The sequence below is a fragment of the Shewanella psychrophila genome, assembly GCF_002005305.1.
GTDB classification, from domain to species: domain Bacteria; phylum Pseudomonadota; class Gammaproteobacteria; order Enterobacterales; family Shewanellaceae; genus Shewanella; species Shewanella psychrophila.
The window spans coordinates 4452378-4468002 of record NZ_CP014782.1 but is presented as its reverse complement, the minus strand read 5'-3'; the positions used below and the strand labels follow the sequence as shown (position 1 = coordinate 4468002).

At 44.0% G+C, this 15625-nt stretch carries 15 protein-coding genes; 6 read left to right on the top strand and 9 right to left on the bottom strand.

Going from position 1 to position 15625, the window contains the following annotated elements:
* Window positions 1-63: 63 nt before the first annotated feature.
* The 3 genes from rsgA to sps_RS19280 form a co-directional block, all read right to left on the bottom strand.
* The gene (rsgA, locus tag sps_RS19290; RefSeq protein WP_077753987.1) at window positions 64-1212 is read right to left on the bottom strand and encodes a ribosome small subunit-dependent GTPase A; all 1149 of its coding nucleotides are present in this window, start codon (window positions 1210-1212) and stop codon (window positions 64-66) included.
* 400 nt (window positions 1213-1612) lie between these two features.
* Window positions 1613-2284, bottom strand: a complete 672-nt coding sequence (locus sps_RS19285) for a cupin domain-containing protein (protein WP_077753986.1) — start codon at window positions 2282-2284, stop codon at window positions 1613-1615.
* A gap of 61 nt (window positions 2285-2345) precedes the next feature.
* A complete protein-coding gene (locus tag sps_RS19280; RefSeq protein WP_077755771.1) occupies window positions 2346-3113 on the bottom strand; it encodes an SDR family NAD(P)-dependent oxidoreductase in 768 nt (255 codons plus the stop codon).
* Window positions 3114-3296: 183 nt separating this feature from the next.
* On the opposite strand from sps_RS19280, the gene sps_RS19275 reads away from it, so the two are divergent.
* Window positions 3297-3647 carry a winged helix-turn-helix transcriptional regulator gene (locus sps_RS19275; RefSeq protein WP_077753985.1) on the top strand — a complete coding sequence of 117 codons (351 nt, stop codon included), beginning with the start codon at window positions 3297-3299 and terminating at the stop codon, window positions 3645-3647.
* Window positions 3648-3732: 85 nt separating this feature from the next.
* On the opposite strand, the gene sps_RS19270 is transcribed toward sps_RS19275, so the two are convergent.
* The gene (locus sps_RS19270; RefSeq protein WP_077753984.1) at window positions 3733-4152 is read right to left on the bottom strand and encodes a VOC family protein; all 420 of its coding nucleotides are present in this window, start codon (window positions 4150-4152) and stop codon (window positions 3733-3735) included.
* A gap of 195 nt (window positions 4153-4347) precedes the next feature.
* On the opposite strand from sps_RS19270, the gene sps_RS19265 reads away from it, so the two are divergent.
* Complete coding sequence (locus sps_RS19265) at window positions 4348-5352, top strand: sensor domain-containing diguanylate cyclase (RefSeq protein WP_077753983.1); 1005 nt, start codon at window positions 4348-4350, stop codon at window positions 5350-5352.
* Between the two features lie 13 nt (window positions 5353-5365).
* On the opposite strand, the gene yecR is transcribed toward sps_RS19265, so the two are convergent.
* Together yecR and sps_RS19255 are read right to left on the bottom strand one after the other, a co-directional pair.
* Window positions 5366-5689: a YecR family lipoprotein gene (gene yecR / locus sps_RS19260; RefSeq protein ID WP_077753982.1), complete on the bottom strand. Its 324-nt coding sequence runs from the start codon at window positions 5687-5689 to the stop codon at window positions 5366-5368.
* Between the two features lie 267 nt (window positions 5690-5956).
* Complete coding sequence (locus sps_RS19255; RefSeq protein WP_077753981.1) at window positions 5957-8194, bottom strand: acyl-CoA dehydrogenase; 2238 nt, start codon at window positions 8192-8194, stop codon at window positions 5957-5959.
* Window positions 8195-8645: 451 nt separating this feature from the next.
* Here sps_RS19255 and sps_RS19250 point away from each other — a divergent pair, with 451 nt between their 5' ends.
* Window positions 8646-10103: a sensor domain-containing diguanylate cyclase gene (locus sps_RS19250; RefSeq protein ID WP_169915839.1), complete on the top strand. Its 1458-nt coding sequence runs from the start codon at window positions 8646-8648 to the stop codon at window positions 10101-10103.
* A 74-nt stretch (window positions 10104-10177) separates the two neighbouring features.
* Here sps_RS19250 and sps_RS19245 read toward each other — a convergent pair whose 3' ends face one another.
* Window positions 10178-10375: a hypothetical protein gene (locus tag sps_RS19245; RefSeq protein WP_418346677.1), complete on the bottom strand. Its 198-nt coding sequence runs from the start codon at window positions 10373-10375 to the stop codon at window positions 10178-10180.
* A 229-nt stretch (window positions 10376-10604) separates the two neighbouring features.
* On the opposite strand from sps_RS19245, the gene sps_RS19240 reads away from it, so the two are divergent.
* Entirely contained in the window at window positions 10605-11732 is a 1128-nt protein-coding gene (locus sps_RS19240) for an ISAs1 family transposase (RefSeq protein WP_077751231.1), read from the top strand.
* Here the strand turns inward: sps_RS19240 and sps_RS28675 are convergent.
* Both sps_RS28675 and sps_RS19230 read right to left on the bottom strand, forming a co-directional pair.
* Complete coding sequence (locus sps_RS28675; RefSeq protein WP_179948382.1) at window positions 11678-12157, bottom strand: hypothetical protein; 480 nt, start codon at window positions 12155-12157, stop codon at window positions 11678-11680. The two genes, sps_RS19240 and sps_RS28675, sit on opposite strands and share 55 nt — an antisense overlap.
* Window positions 12158-12483: 326 nt before the next feature.
* Window positions 12484-14802: a TonB-dependent receptor gene (locus sps_RS19230; RefSeq protein ID WP_237157885.1), complete on the bottom strand. Its 2319-nt coding sequence runs from the start codon at window positions 14800-14802 to the stop codon at window positions 12484-12486.
* A 234-nt stretch (window positions 14803-15036) separates the two neighbouring features.
* Between sps_RS19230 and sps_RS19225 the strand changes: the two genes are divergently transcribed.
* Window positions 15037-15360, top strand: coding sequence for a hypothetical protein (locus tag sps_RS19225; protein ID WP_077753977.1), 324 nt, complete (start codon window positions 15037-15039; stop codon window positions 15358-15360).
* Complete coding sequence (locus sps_RS19220; protein ID WP_077753976.1) at window positions 15350-15601, top strand: hypothetical protein; 252 nt, start codon at window positions 15350-15352, stop codon at window positions 15599-15601. The genes sps_RS19225 and sps_RS19220 overlap by 11 nt, the downstream gene beginning before the upstream one ends.
* The last annotated feature ends 24 nt before the right edge of the window (window positions 15602-15625 follow it).

Here is a 15625-nt window from a genome sequence, read left to right as displayed (position 1 = left end):
CTACAAGGGCGATTGTGAAAGCGCCCTTGTAGCTTGTGTTCACTCGTCATGTTGACTGAAAAATTACTTTCCCTTAAGCCTTCTGGCCCCATCTTGTATCGAGCGATGGAACTTGGTTAGGTTACGATCTTTAGCGCGCTTTTGGGCTAAACTCGCCGTATTTAATGCCTGCTCCCGGAGTAACTTTTGGTAGCTGGCTAAACGGCGATATTCTAGCTCTCCATTGGTTAACGCCGTTTGCACCGCACATCCAGGCTCTGATTGGTGATGACAATCAGCAAACCTGCATTGCCGTGCTAAAGAGATTATTTCTTCAAAGGTGTCAGCGACGCCTTGCTCACAATCAGCAAGTTGTAATTCCCGCATACCCGGTGTATCTAAGAGCAGGCCTCCAGAATTCAGTTGATGTAGTGTGCGCCCCGTTGTTGTGTGACGCCCCTTGCTATCATCTTCTCGAATATTTGAGGTTAACTGTGCCTGAGCCCCGATCAAGCTATTGATCAGTGTTGATTTTCCAACTCCAGATGAGCCCATAACTGCCACTGTCTGTCCTAGAGCGCAATAAGCATACAGAGGTTGTACACTTTCTCGCGCTAGTGCATTGACTGTCTCTACCATAGCCAGCGGAGCGATACCCAATATTTGCTTAATGTAAACTTGAGTATCATCGCAAAGATCGGCTTTAGTGAGGACAAATACTGGGGTGACTTCGGCTTCATTGGCTAAGGCGAGATAGCGTTCTATACGGCTTAAATTGAAGTCCTTGTTCAAGGATGAGACGATAAATACCGTATCGACATTGGCCGCAATGAGCTGAGTCTGAACCTTGCTTCCCGGAGCCTTGCGGCTAAATAATGAGAGACGTTCAAGGCGTTGCCGAAAACTGTTGTCATCATTAAGCACTAACCAGTCTCCGATAGTAATATCTGCCATCTGGTTTGTGATTGGGAGCGTTAAGGTGTTTGTACTTGTTTCCAGCTCGAATTGGTTTCGGTGACAGGCCATCACTTTAGCGAACTTTAGTTCAGTGATGTTTTCTCCAGCAACTTGTTGCGCAAAAAAAGAACGCCAACCTAATCGAGTGAGTGACTCACTTGACTGGTCTCGATTTGTTATGAAGTTGGCAGCTCTACTCGCACTTGAGTCAGCACTTGGGCTAGAAGTTGAGTTTGATGTAGATTTTATTATTGAGAATTTATGGTGTTTTTTCATTTTTATCCCAGCGCAAAGCGCCTGAACTGATTGGATCAGGGGATCGTCAACTAACCTTAGGTATATCTGAGATCCCGGTGTCATGCATTACTAGCAGCGAAAAGTCGCGAGTTGTAATGCTAAATGCAACCGGGCAGCGGGCCTTATCTAAATGAACAGCTATTTATAAAGCGCTAAGCAAGAGTAGCTTAGCCATCTTTAACAGCTTAAGTAAGAAGGCTTGTTGCCCAGTTAAAACCTGTAACAATCATCAATTAATCTCCTATCTCTATGAGTCGGTAACTAGTATTAGCGTCAATCGAACTTCCTGCTTAGGCATTCGATTTAAAAGTGAGCTAAATAATAGCAAAAGTAGCTAGGTTCCACTAGCTACTCGTTCCATATTTTACTCCACTTTGTTTTACGTTGGCAGATGTCCTACCTTGACTAAAATAACCGTTTCCTGTTTCACAAAGGGATGATGTTCACTCTGGTGTGGGCTGCGTATCCAAGTGTTTAGTGGGTATCTGCCGTGTTCATCTTCAAACTGTCCCGATAATACCAATATTTCTTCGCCGCCAAAGTGTCTATGTGGCTGAAAAACCTCATTGGCAGGCCATTTCACCAACGCCGTGTGCTGGCCTTCAAAATCATGGAGTGACATGACCTCGAGCCCTCCGATACCTTGCTGCCATGGCTGTGTTTCGGTATAGACCCTCACTTGCTGAGTATCTTGCATATCAAACTGGTTGAGTTTGACAAAAAGTGTGCAGCCATTTGTGCTAAACGGGCTATGCTTGCTGCCAGGTGGATTACGAATGTAAGTCCCTGCCGGGTAGTCACCCGTTTCATCGGAAAAAATGCCTGCTAAGACAAATATCTCTTTACCTTTTGGGTGACTGTGAGCGCGGAAATGTGAACCAGCTTGGTATCTTACTATGCTGGTGGCATGTCCGCTTTCTTGGTTCTCCCTTGCCAGAGGCTTACGGGTGACTCCCTCAAGGGGGCTGGGAAGCCAGTTCATTTCATTGCTGTCGATAACGACTCGCTGTGAAAAATCCATATTCAGATTTGTAGTTAATAAAGGATTCATATCTAAGGCCCTGTTGCTCCCGAAGTGCTTATGATTACTCTGCCCGAAACTCGAAACAGGCTTAATTACGTCCAGCCATCACGCCGCCATCGATATCCCAGATGGCTCCAGTTACCCAACTGGATGCATCTGAAAGCAAAAAGTTAATGGTACTGGCAATGTCTGTAGCTGTGCCTATTCTGCCGATAGGATGGAAGCCATCAAAGCCCGCTAAGGCCTCATCCATCTGCTCAGGCTCAATAAAGGCCTGGTAAATAGGCGTTTTGACCACGGCAGGAGAAACGGCATTGACCCTAATATTAGTCTCAGCCAGTTCCATCGCCATATGTTGTGTCAAGGCATGTAGCCCGGCTTTGGCCATAGAATAGGCAGAAGATGGCGTTGCCTTGATTGCTTGTTTTGCCCACATGGAGCCAATGTTGACTATATTACCTCCGCCATTTTTCATCATATTTTTAGCCACGGCTTGAGAGATGACAAAAGTAGACTTGTTTAGTCCCATATAGATTTCATAATCGCTCTCACTGTGCTCAATGAAAGGTTTAGGGTTGAAGTATCCGGCTGCATTGACCAGATAACTTACCTTGATTGAAGGTAACTCAATAAAATCTATGATGCGTTGAACATGGCTGGCTTGATAAAGATCGGCTTGTATTCCTGATACCTTACCAAATGCACTGAGCTCGGCAACGGCACTCTCTAGTTTAGCGGCATTGTTGCCGACAATAACCACTTTAATATTGGCCTTTACTAGTTGTTTGGCCGATTCGAAGCCCATCCCACTCGAGCCACCTATAATAAGCGCGATGCCAGAATGTGAAAAAACCATATTTGAAGAAATAGTGTTTGAAGAGTTTGTCTCTGTAGTCGTCATAATGAATCCTTGCCGTTATTAGTTGATTACTTATTTCGTCGGCATTTTTAGCCGTTTGATGTGATAATCTTATGGCTCATTCACAGATTAAAAAAGTAAGTACAAATAGGTTCGCTAGGTACTTTTTGGTATATCTTTATGACTTTAAAAGAAAAAGAAATTTCAGTTATGCGGCATCGAGTAACAAGCCCCAGTGAAAGCACGCGTATGGTCGAAACCATAGTCGGCTGTAAATGGTCTCTGACCGTGTTTCAGCTTTTGGAGCAAGATATCAATCGTCCGGGTGAGATGGTGCGCCATGTTGAAGGATTAACCACTAAGGTGCTTAATCAATGTTTAAAGCGCAATGTCGAATTTGGGATCTTAGAGAAAATTAGCTATCCGGAGATCCCACCGCGTGTGGAGTATCACGTGACGCCTTTCGGAAATAAATTTATGACGATATTGGATGCGCTTAAAGAGCTGCAACAAGAGATAGAGGCGCAATAATACTCATCTATCTAGGGATAAATCGGACCACTGGAAGGGTAATGAACTATTAAATCGACAGTTGGCCCGAATTCACTGGGTATAGTTATCTATTGGTGGCTGTATATTCAATGAGGCTGATTTTTTGTCCGGCTGGATCTTTCAAGATTGAAACAACACCTATATAGGGGATCTCGAAAGATTCGAGTTCAATTGCGCCGTTATCCAGTGCAGATTTAACTGATGAGCTTAGCTTCGCCACTGTGACATAGCCTATCCAGCCAGACTCTATTGCAGAATCCGACTCTTGCTTCGGCTCCGACTCTTGCTTCGGCTCCGACTCTATAATGGAGCCAGTCTCAAAGATCCCTGCTACGGGTTTAACCGAACCCGTAGGGATAATCAGTCCGTAGCGTTGTCCATTTCTGCCGGGAACGACGCGAATATCGCAATCGAAGGTGTTGGCGTAAAAAGTGACCGAAGCATTGAAATCTCGAGTGTGCAGTTCTTGCCAGTTAAAGTTCATAATATGCTTAATTAGAGAGTATGGTATGCCAGTATCTGGCGATCTCATTCACTAGTCATCACTATTGCTTTTGGTGGTATTTCTGTTTGTCTGTCTTCGCGATAGCTTAAGTGCGACTCACTCTTTATTACAGAAGGCTATTCCGTTAAGCTCAGCTGTAGGACCATAAGAAAATATGTCAGGGATGCAAGGGAGATGTGCGCAGATAAAACCATCAAGCAATTACAAGAGCAGATAAAGGCGCTACAAGAAGAAAATATCGAGCTAACCAGACAGAAACTAAGTGTCGAGGAAAAACTGACCGCTGCTTTAGATGGCACTGGTTTGTGTTTGTGGCAGCAGCATATTCCTAGTGGCAAGCTCACGATCTTTAATCGTGAGTGGGGACACTTATTGGGCTATACAGAGCAAGAGTTGTCGGCTCATGTGGACAGTTGGAAAGGAAAACTTCACCCGGAAGACAGAGATTGGGTCATCGCCGCTTTTGAAGACCATGTATCGGGTAAAGCCGAGTCCTATCAGGCCGTCCATAGGATGTTGCATAAAAATGGCGGCGTAAGTTGGGTTTCAGATAGAGGCCGTATCGTCGAATATGATGAAGGACGGCCTGTTCGTATGATGGGGACTCATATCGATATAACCCAAGAGAAGTGCTACGAACTTGATTTAGCCAGGCTGGCTCACTGTGACCCTCTCACCCATCTGCTCAATCGTAAGGCGCTGGAGCAAGCATTCTATACTCAACAACAATGTCAGCCAAGCATGGGGGGGGCACTTTTCTTCATCGATCTCGACAGTTTCAAACAAGTTAACGATAAGCATGGTCATCGATTCGGCGATCAAGTGTTGATGGATGTGGCACAGACTCTTAAAAATAAGGCGGGAGACGTAGCAAAGCTTGCTCGCTTTGGAGGAGATGAGTTCGTTATATTGCATAGCGCGGTCAATAAAGACCTACTGGTTAAGTTAGCTAAAAGCATATTGGAACACTATCATAGACCCGTTCATATAGGTTCTTGCGAGATCAAACTAGGGTTAAGTATCGGCATTAGTCTATTTGATTGCAGTGATCAATTTATTGCGACTTGTGAGCATGCTGATAGGGCTATGTATCAAGTGAAGCAAAGGGGAAAACATGATTACGCCTTTTGGCTAAACCATGATCCCCAGACATTTAAATTCACCCAACAGGTTAATTAACTCTTTTACTCGTCTAGCTTTTACCTACACATTGATATTTTTTGGTGACCAGATAGACATCACATCTTGAGCCAATCTGATCCCGGCAGCTGGTTTGTTCGCCACTAAAAGCATCTGCTTTTTTGAACCCCCACGCTTTACATCTTTTTGTTGCTGTCTTTAAGGCATCTTGTTCATCGAATAGGGATGTTTCACTTGGGCTTCGGGTGTAGGAGAGTTCAATGACCCCATCGGCTAGGCTACCGCCCGTGGCTTCCATGGTTTTCATTGAAGTACATCCAGAAAGTGTGACAGCTATGACTGAGATGAATATTAGCCGCTTGATATGAGTCTGCATCTGATTTTCCTTGGGAAGCAGTCCTATTATATCGATTGATATTAAAGGCAATTGAAAGGAGTAATTCTCTGGTGCGAAATCATAATTGAAGCCTGATTAAAATGACAATCAAAGTTCATCAATATAGAGCTTCACGCTCTAAATTCCATCAGATGTAACCGTATCTCTGTGCTCGATAACATGATGGAAACAGGTTTTCTTTAAGTGGAGGGCATAAAAAATGCAGCCAGGTGGCTGCATCTCTTCGTTGTATTGTGAAAACTAAACTCAGTTAGCTATCTTAAGCTCAGCTTTATCACTAATTAAGTTCATATTAAAATCGAACTCATCGACGCGGATCGCACGCTCACGTTTAAGGTTGTAATCCAGCAATTGTTTATGCTCGGTAGCGTTGATGACCTTAGCGGTCAGGGCATTATCGAGTGTGATAGGGAAGCGCGTGCCTGATCTGAATGCACGAGCCTTAAGTCCTTTCTTGACCTTAGCCAGTAACTCGAGGCAATCCATCTTAGCCAGATAGGCTTGTTCGTTGATGTAGTTACCATCACCGACAACAGGCTTAATTAAGTGAGTCAGGTTCTTCTTGAACTCGGTATTGAGCTGGGCCTGCTCGGCAAGTTCTCTGACTAAATTATCATTCACCTTCGGCATTTTAGCAGAGTAAGTCACCGTTAATGCACGCATCAATTTACGTACCGGCGATGACGGGAAGTTCTCCAGAAAGGCAAGCAAGGCTTCTTCTGCCTTACACAGAGACCAGCGAGTGGCGTAATGAAAATAAGGCGCTGCTTGTGCTCTTTGCTCGCTTGGTAGTTTTTGTTCGTAATAACGAATCGACGCCATAGCGGCATACAGGTAACTCATCACATCACCCAAGCGCGCCGAAAGCATCTCGGCTTGCTTGAGTTTTCCGCCAAGTACTAGCAGAGAGAAATCGGCGTATACCGCCAGCTTCGAAGCCAGCTTGTTGACTGACTTCTCGTATATTGCGACTTCTGCTAGCTTCGAGTTCGATTGAGCCGTAAATGGCAGTAGGCCCAAACGGAATGCACGCAAACTGTTGCCCACGCTATAGGCTATGGTTTTCCGGAATATGCTGTTAAAGACCTTATCGGCATTCTTATGATCGCTGTGAATCGCTTCAACCATGCTTTGCATGTGAGGGTGACAACGCATCACACCTTGTCCGAAGATCATCAGGTTACGGGTAAGAATGTTAGCGCCTTCGACTGTGATAGCGATAGGTTGGGCAACATAAGCCGAGGCTAAGGTATTTTGTGGACCACGTTGAATGGCCTTACCAGCTTGAATGTCCATGGCTGAGTTGAGAATGTCTCGGCCAAGTTCGGTCATATGATATTTGGCGATTGCAGTAACCACCGAAGGCTTAAGGCCTATGCCAAGCCCTTCTGTGGTTAGCACGCGCATTGATTCCTGTAGATAAGTCTTACCGGCAATGTCAGCTAACTTCTCTTGAATACCTTCAAACTTGCCAATAGATAATCCAAATTGCTCACGCACGGCGGCATATTCTGCCGAAGATTTGAATGAGCAATGGCTCACCGCTGCGCCAAGGGCAGGCAAAGAGATGCCACGGCCTGCACCAAGACACGCAACAAGCATAGCCCAGCCACGACCAATGTTAGCCTGTCCACCTATGATGAAATCCATAGGGATAAATACATTTTCGCCCCGTGTGGTGCCGTTATAGAAGTTAACGCCCATAGGATCGTGACGGTTACCTAGCTGCACCCCTGGGTGAGATTTAGGGATCAGCGCACAGGTGATGCCAAGGTTTTCTTTACCGCCAAGCAGACCCTTTGGATCTTGAACTTTGAAGGCCAGTCCAAGTACTGTGGCAATAGGCGCTAAGGTGATATAGCGCTTATCCCAGGTGATTGAGAGACCAAGTACTTGCTTACCTTCGAACTCACCCACAGTGACAGTGCCCACATCCGGAATACCACCGGCATCAGAGCCAGCTTCTGGGCTGGTTAAGGCAAAGCAGGGGATCTCCTGGCCATTAGCCAGGCGCGGTAGCCAGTAGTCTCTTTGCTCACCGGTACCATAATGCATCAATAGCTCGCCAGGGCCCAAGGAGTTAGGCACCATGACGGTAACGGCAACGGCTGAGCTCTTGGCCGATATAGTGGCGACTATGGTTGAGTTAGCGTAAGGGCTAAATTCGAGTCCGCCATAGGATTTTGGAATGATCAGTGAGAAAAATTTGTTCTGTTTGAGGTAGCTGAGAATGTGATCCGGTATATGTTTATCACCCTGGATAGCAAAGTCATCAATCATCTCTATTAAAGTGGTCACAGGACCATCGAGGAAGGCCTGTTCATCGGCGCTCAATTTAGCTACCGGAATGTCTCTCAGGGCTGAGAAGTCAGGTTTGCCTTGGAAGATCGAGCCTTCTAACCATACATCGCCTGCATCGAGTGCCTCTTGCTCTGTGGTAGAAATACTCGGCATTATTTTTTTTAATTGGGTTCTTATGCTCATCTTCTTCGCTCATCCGACCAGAAATTCAGATCACATTACTACATAAAACCAGACTTAGATCAATAACTCCAAACAAGTAATTTAAACGTTCGTTTGATTTGGTTTCGAGGATCGATAGTTATAGTTAATATTTTCATCGGCTTACACCTGTATGCTCAAGTTAAATATTTTTTGTTATTCTGAGTGTTAATCTATAAGACTGAGTACGTGGCTTGTTGTTATATTCAAGGCTTAAATTAGAGGCAATGTGCTACCTTTAAATCAGCTTATGTTGAACACTAGGTGCCTATTGAACCTGACAAATAGAATCATTTTTTTACCACTCACGATAGTCTTTATCGTGAGTACGCTGAGCCTATTGTTAATCGATTATCAGCTTAGGGATGAGCTTCATCAAAGGGTTGAACTAGAGCTCACATGGTTAGCTAAATCAGCAATGGAAAGTCTTGTTTTGTTAAATAGTCCTCTCACTCTCAGTACCGTGGATCGAGTGGCTAAGCATTTAAGTTTAGCATCCGATGCCCGCATCACCTTTATCGATGACAGTGGCAAGGTTATGGGGGATTCTATGATCCCCATAGATCAAGTTCCTATACTGGATAACCACCTAAACAGGCCTGAAATACAGCTGGCGCAAGTGACTGGAATAGGTATTTCAAGACATTTTAGTCGAACATTAAACGAAGAATATATTTATGTCGCAATCTATAGAAGCTTAAAGGTAGGGGGAGGGACATCGGGTTATTATGCTAGGGCTTCCCTGCCTGATAGCACCATTTATTATGAAGTGATCAAGCTAAGGTTGGCATTAGCCTCAATCGCTATTGTCAGCATGTTAACTTTAATCTTGTTAAGCTTTATTTCATCAAGGTGGATTGCCCGATCTGTAGAACAAGACAGGCTGGACTTAAAAAGCAAAATAGATTCGGGCATTCATGATATTGAGCTGCTGCATGAATTAGATTCTATGCTAGGAGCCTGCTCCGAATTAAGTGAGGCTGGAAGTGTCGTTAAACAAGTGACTCCTAGGTTATTACCAAATTCTTCAGGCGCTATCTCTATTTACAAGTCTTCAAGAAATAAGCTGGAATTCATCATGTTTTGGGGCGAGGAATGGCAAGGTGTGACTGAATTTAAACCAGAGCAGTGCTGGGCATTAAGAAAAGGTCATAGTCATCAATCGGATCACAATGATACACAGATATATTGTGAGCATTTTTCTCATTTGGCTATCGAGCAAGGAAATAAAGCATCATTGTGTATTCCCTTGATGGCTTTAGGTGAAGCCATTGGTGTCATGCATATTCTAAAAAAGGAATTTCCTTATAGTGACTTATTGCTAACTAATGCGATTGCAAAAAGGGTAGGTCTTGCCATTGCCAATATAGAACTGAGATACAGTTTGCGGCAACAAGCAATTAAAGACACGTTAACGGGGCTATTTAATCGTCGCTATTTGTTTGAATCTTTGGAGCAATTGGTCGCTCTTGGGATGAGAAATAAATCGCAAATAGGCATAATAATGGGCGATATTGATCATTTTAAGAGTTTTAACGATAGCTATGGTCATGATGCCGGAGATGATGTGCTCAAAGAAGTTGCTAAGGAATTGAAAAAAAATACCCGAATTGCTGACATAGTGTGCAGGTATGGAGGGGAAGAGTTTTGTATTGTGTGCCCCGACAGTACTCAGGAAGAAACGCTATTGATTGCAGAAAAACTACGCCTCGCAGTCGCAAAAAAGGAGGTCAAGTTAAGCTCTAAAGAAATGGTTACTGTGACAATCTCTATGGGGGTCGCCATGTTCACTAACTCAGAAGATTCAATAAAATCTGTGATATCAGAAGCGGATAGACGCCTCTATCAGGCGAAGTCAGATGGTCGCAATTGTGTCCGTGGTGATGTTTAATTCGCGATGATTAAATTGTACTAATCGGTATTAATCTTGTTTTCATAAAGAGAAATGTCTCAGCACGCAGCGCCTTACTTGTGTTCAATCACCTCACGTTCAGATTTCTCGATTAAATGTTGCATCTCCCCTGATAATGTCATCTGTTTTATCACAGCATCAACTTTAGGGACTAAGTGGATGTGACTTTTATGTATGTAGTGGTAAAGCTCGAGGACCGCTAAAGGTGTATCTAAAGGTTGAATCTTGTCTAATCCTAGTTTTTCAATCATATGTACTCCGTCTATCGTGTTCGTCAGCGCCACGTCAACATGGCCAGAGTTCAGAAATCGCATCATCTGCTCAGTGCTATCAACGTCATGAACATTCACCATATTAAGGGTAATATTGTTGGTATGCTTAACACAGGGTCAGATCGTGAACGTTATTTGAGCCGTTTCAGCAAAATATTGACCTGATCAAGTGCTTGTGATCTTATACTCCTTTTTAAGGAGTCTCATTATGTATATTGAATCATTCAAAGAGCATTTTGGCGCGATTGACGACCACCGCCAAAGTGCAAAAATCACCTATCCATTGTTCGATATATTGTTCGGTTCTCTTTGCGCTGTTATTGCAGGTTCGAATGGTTGGTTCGATATCCGAGAATACATTCTTGGTCACCACCATTGGTTCAAAACGCAAAAAATGTTTACAGGCGGGATCCCTACTGACGATACAATTGCTAGAACAATTTCTGTGATTAATCCTGATAGTTTTAACGAGTGTTTTCTAGCATGGATGCAATCGGTTCACCAGCTAACTAATGGGGAAGTCATTGCGATTGATGGAAAAACGCTACGCGGCTCATATAATCGTGATGACCGAAACAGCACTATTCATATGATAAGTGCTTATGCTTCAGCAAATAAGCTGGTACTTGGTCAATTAAAATCAGACCAAAAAAGTAATGAAATTACGGCAATCCCAGAGCTTTTAAAAATGCTAGATCTACGCGGAGCGCTAGTGACAATCGATGCTATGGGCTGTCAAACGGCTATTGCTAAAGCGATCATCGACAAAGGTGGTGATTACCTACTGGCTGTAAAAAGCAATCAAGGCCACTTAGCTAAAGCGGTAAATCAAGCTTTTAGTCAGCATCGTTCAGCAGGCTTAAGTAATGATGATTTCAATATAGAAACAGGCCATGGTCGTATTGAAAATCGAACGTGCTATGTTTTAAATTCGGCTGAACTCGAAGGTGATTTCTCACGCTGGGAAGCACTCAAATGCATTGTTATGGTTGAAAGTTTTAGGGCGGTTAAAGGTAAGGCGATAAGCCTTGAATATCGTTACTATATTAGTTCGAAAGAGTTATCAGCAGAGCAAGCCTTAAGTGCTACTCGTGAACATTGGGGTATCGAGTCAATGCACTGGGTCTTGGATGTCAACATGAACGAAGATACATGCCAGATATACAAAAATAACGGCGCTGAAAATCTAGCTTACTTGAGGCATATGGCTCTCAACATGCTTAGAAAAGAACCGACCAAACTCAGCATCGTTGGTAAACAAAAGCGCTGCTTAATGAATCCTCAACATCTAGAGAAAGTTTTACTCGCTGGATTATGTAGCTCGACTAAAAAATAAACACTCATGCGGTCGCCCTGATGCTTAACACCTCTGACTTTAGCAAGTCGATAATTGTGTAAATCTTTTCTGCTATTGATGACAACATCACTGCCTTGTTTGATAAACGCCATAGTCTCTAAATAATAATAAGGGGTTGGTACGCGGATGGTATTTGGCGTTTCATTGCCATAACTGTATATCCTCATTATCTCACCGTCTTTGCTTCCTGAGTTAGCCATCTGTTGTGCACGCTTTCCCGGCATTGGTGTGATAGTGATCTCTATACCCAGCTTGCTATAAACTTTGGGAATAATAACTCTCCCGACTTCTTGTTCAATTAGCTTTTCAATGGAAACAAAATCAAAATCTGCTGCTATCCCCTTACTTGATAGCAATCCCAAAAGCACGGATAAAATGGTCATCAACTTATTGATTCGATTCATGGGCAATTAGCTGATTATCGAAAAATCTATTAATCAAAGTGTAGACCTTAAACGTCTTATGTATTGAGTTATCTTACTTTCAGATAAGGGTGATATGCATGCTGCTAGTCATGACTTCTATGTTTGTTAGTCAGTGGCCTTTAGTTGTTGATTGTAATTAAAAACAATTACTTAGTTAAAGCTTTTCTAATCGTCCGAGTGTCAATATTGTGGTCTGCCACTAAGTATCTTTGTCTGATCAGAATAGTGGTAATGCAGCCCTTAGACTGCATTTTTGTTTCTATATAAAAGCGCAATGATGTTGAGTGTAAAGTGATCCGCCTAAATTAGAATTGTGCCTCAACTCTTAGAGTCAGTTGTCTTGGTGTGCTCAATGTTTGGAAATCATAGCCGACATCTACTAATGATACATATTCATTGTCGAAGATATTTGTGCCTAAGGCATAGATAGAGAAGTTATCCCATTCATAGCCGACACGTGCGTTGACTAATATCCTTTCATCGTTCATTGGATCGTAATCGAGTCCGGCGGCTTTAGGGTTATTGATGCCAGATGATTCACCGGCATAGCTGACATTTAGGTTAGCGAAAATACCAGAATCACTGCGGTAGGTGGAACCTAAGTTAGCCGTCCATTCGGGGGCATCTTCGAAGCTGCGACCAGATAGGTCGTAAGTGACGGTAGGCAGTACAATTTTAAATTCTTCAAACTCAGTATTTGCATAACCCACGCCGCCATAGAGGCTCCAGTCACTGTCTATTTGGTAGAAGAGTTCAGCTTCGAAACCTTGGACGGTAGAGCTACCGGCATTACGGGTTTCACTGTCATATCTGTTCCCCGAGAACTGCACTTCTACCTGTTGATCTTGCCAGTCTACATAGAAGATATTGGCATTGGCACTTAAACTGCCCTCTAGCCAGACCGAGCGAAATGCCAGCTCATAGTTCCAGGTATATTCGGGATCGAAGGTGTGCGTGGTACTTTTTGCTGTGTTAGTGCCAACACCACCGGAGCGATAACCTTGCTGTACGGTAAAGCTGGTGGTGATGTCAGTGCTCCAGTGATAACTGACACCGAGTTTTGGCAAAAAGGCATTGAAAGAGGCATCAACCAAGGGCTCGATTCCTGAAGCGCTGTCCGCCATGCTTAGCAGTTTTGCATTGATCCCTGTGATCAGGGCTCTGGTCATAGGGTCAAATGCTGAGTTGCTTGGATCTGGCATCAAGTGAGCATTGGTGATAGCTACATCTCCATCGGCTTCATTGTCCTGTTTTTCGCGATCGAAACGGAAACCAGCAAAGATGTCCCAACGGTCATTTATCTTATAAACGGCATCGGCAAACAGGGCGATATTTGTGACGTTTTGCTTGGTTATGGCTTCATTATAGATGAGCACAGGATCCACATCGGCATATAGGCCTAATAGCATGTCAGCAAGAGATTGTGGTAGACCTAAACCACCATTTTCTGGTGGAGTAACTAATAGTGTTGGTACCCCCAGACGCTGAAAGCTCAGATATCTCTGACCATGGGATTTGGTCTCAGTCTCCTGATCGGAGTAGAAGGCGCCAACAACACCCGATAATTTTTCTGTGTCGATGACCAATTTAACTTCTTGACTGAAGGTATCATCTTGGTTATCCCAAAATCGAGCAGCCGTAGGCTCTGAGGTTCCATCATCATCCCAGCTAAACCCTGCATCGACTGTGGAGTAGGTGCTGACAGCGGACGCAGTCAAATTGTCGTTGATGTCGTAGTTGAGTTCTAAAGTGTAGATATTGACATCGGTGAAGGTGAAACTGGCTTGATCGAGAGACACTTCTCTGTGAGCGAAAGGATCCGTTAACAGGCTACCGTCAGTCGCTAGGGTACTGGTACCTCGTATGCCTAGGTTTGTTTTACTCTTGGTGTAGCCGATTTGAGCATAAAACTCTTGTAAATTCGATGGCTGATATTTGAGCTTAATGCGGTAGGTTTCATTATTATTGTGATCCGCAGGCACTCCAGTGAAAGTATTGTCGATATAACCGTCAAAATCATTTTTATCGGCACTGGCTCTGAAGGCAAGCTCATCTTCAATAACCTCACCACCTATGGCGGCGGCATATTCCCTTTGGCCGTATTCACCAACACCGAGTCTGGCTTTGCCTCCCCATTCGAAACTCGGATCGATCGTACGCATTATGATGGCGCCGGCCAGTGAGTTACGTCCCTGAAGGGTCGATTGAGGCCCACGAAGGATCTCAATCTGGCTGACATCCCAAGTAGAGAAACCGCCTTGACGAATCACATCATAGGGCATGACTGCACCATCGATATACAGGGAGGCTAAATTGCTGGAGCCGCCACCTGAAACGTTATAGGCATCGATGCCACGTATGCTGAAGCCATTGCGAAGGTCACCGTTAACGTTCGGGGTACGCTCGAGTGCATCATAGAAATCGTTGATATTTTGTTCTTCTATCTGCTTGCTGGTGATCACTGCGACACTGGCCGTGGTCTCTTGCAGTGTTCTGTCGACCTTTTGCCCTGTCACCATGATTCTTTCAATGGTTTGGTCATTGGCATTAGCTATGGCTGGAAGTATGAGTGAGCAGAGTATGCTGGTGCGAATAGCGAGTGTAATTGGGTTGTGTTTCATCATCGGTCCTGTCTGCATTTCGGTACGTAGTTATACGAATGAGAATTATTATTAAAAAAATCGCGACGGATGTTACCACGGGGTTAATACCTTGAGGCAAGAGCATTTACACTAATATGGCTTGTATCGACTGCCAGGCCACAGATGTGCAGCTTGTAATGTAAATTTTGCTGAAAACTTTGTGAAAGGTGGTAGGCTCACCTGTTATCTAAATGATAACTATTTGCATGTGTTAAGATGAGTGTAACGATTGTCGTACTCTGGATTGGATGTTTAATCGCATTTTTGTCCAGTAAGCATCAAAGTTTATTGGCTAAACCTTTGATGAAGTTCTTTTCAATATCTGTTTTTATTACCTGCCTAATGGCCTGTACTTGGTTGTTAATGGCTAGCTATAACCCCATAGCATCGGCGCTGATGGTATTGGCGTTTACCATGTTGATCTGGCTTAGCTTGGTGTTACAGCTGGGACATATTAAAGCCAAGCTTGTTCCTTTCAGCTGTTTCAACTTGATCTTCTGGCTCGCTGTGGTTCAACTGGGAGGTCAACATGTGGCCTAAAACCTTTGCCGCAATATTTGGCGGCTGTCTTATCTCGATTTCGGTCATGTTGAATCTTAATCATCTACTACCACTTGAAGTCGATACCCGGTTATTCCTCGGATTATTGATGGCTTTTCCACTTTGGGTGAGTGCCATGGTTTGGTGTTATGCCAGTGATTCAGGCTGGCATGCATGGCGACGTTGTGGGGGCTTACTGCTGGTATCGGTTGGCTTTAACACTCTGTTTTTCTTCAGTTGAATTGCGCTCGACCTAGACTGAAGT

What these genes read in the sequence shown, in the direction of transcription:
- sps_RS19245 (WP_418346677.1), bottom strand. Translation starts at nt 10,375, where the DNA reads ATGATTGAAAAACTAGGATTAGACAAGATTCAACCTTTAGATACACCT.
- sps_RS19225 (WP_077753977.1), top strand. Translation starts at nt 15,037, where the DNA reads ATGAGTGTAACGATTGTCGTACTCTGGATTGGATGTTTAATCGCATTT.
- sps_RS19255 (WP_077753981.1), bottom strand. Translation starts at nt 8,194, where the DNA reads ATGAGCATAAGAACCCAATTAAAAAAAATAATGCCGAGTATTTCTACC.
- sps_RS19270 (WP_077753984.1), bottom strand. Translation starts at nt 4,152, where the DNA reads ATGAACTTTAACTGGCAAGAACTGCACACTCGAGATTTCAATGCTTCG.
- sps_RS19280 (WP_077755771.1), bottom strand. Translation starts at nt 3,113, where the DNA reads ATGGTTTTTTCACATTCTGGCATCGCGCTTATTATAGGTGGCTCGAGT.
- sps_RS19220 (WP_077753976.1), top strand. Translation starts at nt 15,350, where the DNA reads ATGTGGCCTAAAACCTTTGCCGCAATATTTGGCGGCTGTCTTATCTCG.
- sps_RS19285 (WP_077753986.1), bottom strand. Translation starts at nt 2,284, where the DNA reads ATGAATCCTTTATTAACTACAAATCTGAATATGGATTTTTCACAGCGA.
- sps_RS19275 (WP_077753985.1), top strand. Translation starts at nt 3,297, where the DNA reads ATGACTTTAAAAGAAAAAGAAATTTCAGTTATGCGGCATCGAGTAACA.
- yecR (WP_077753982.1), bottom strand. Translation starts at nt 5,689, where the DNA reads ATGCAGACTCATATCAAGCGGCTAATATTCATCTCAGTCATAGCTGTC.
- sps_RS28675 (WP_179948382.1), bottom strand. Translation starts at nt 12,157, where the DNA reads ATGAATCGAATCAATAAGTTGATGACCATTTTATCCGTGCTTTTGGGA.
- rsgA (WP_077753987.1), bottom strand. Translation starts at nt 1,212, where the DNA reads ATGAAAAAACACCATAAATTCTCAATAATAAAATCTACATCAAACTCA.
- sps_RS19230 (WP_237157885.1), bottom strand. Translation starts at nt 14,802, where the DNA reads ATGATGAAACACAACCCAATTACACTCGCTATTCGCACCAGCATACTC.
- sps_RS19240 (WP_077751231.1), top strand. Translation starts at nt 10,605, where the DNA reads ATGTATATTGAATCATTCAAAGAGCATTTTGGCGCGATTGACGACCAC.
- sps_RS19265 (WP_077753983.1), top strand. Translation starts at nt 4,348, where the DNA reads ATGTGCGCAGATAAAACCATCAAGCAATTACAAGAGCAGATAAAGGCG.